Genomic DNA, 442 nt, shown 5'->3' with positions numbered 1-442 from the left:
CTGCGTCGCGGTGATCATGTCCTTCGTCTCATCGCGGCTGGGTACGACCCTGATCTACGGGCAGGGCTCCGGTGTCTACGACCACTACTTCAATACATTTCTCAACACGACCGACCTGTTGTGGTCGTTCGGCCAGTCCGTGGCGATCACGGTGGTGATCATGTTGGTGCATACCTATTACGGGTTTACCGCTTCAGGAGGCCCCGCCGGTGTGGGTGAAGCGGTCGGCCGAGCGGTGCGGACGTCGTTGATAGTCGCGGCCATTGTCATCGTGATGATCTCGCTGGCGTTGTACGGCCAGTCCGGCAACTTCCACTTGGCAGGGTGAGCTTATGAATTCGGGATCCAGTGAAGGGCGGATCAAGCCAGCCTGGTGGACTCTGATCCTCGTCGCCGCCCTCGGCGTCTTTTTCTTCACGACCGGTTCGTTGTTCGCCGGAAC

The 442-nt window shown here is 59.5% G+C and carries 1 protein-coding gene; it reads left to right on the top strand.

The window, feature by feature from the left end; genetic code table 11:
- The coding region (locus tag RM704_RS44785) for an ABC transporter permease (protein ID WP_311593633.1) at nucleotides 1-328 on the top strand (328 nt) is incomplete at its 5' end.
- Nucleotides 329-442 lie beyond the last annotated feature (114 nt).

Origin of the sequence: Streptomyces gottesmaniae, from assembly GCF_031845845.1 — a bacterium.
Classification (GTDB): Bacteria; Actinomycetota; Actinomycetes; order Streptomycetales; family Streptomycetaceae; genus Streptomyces; species Streptomyces akebiae.
This window is presented reverse-complemented; position numbering and strand designations above follow the sequence as displayed.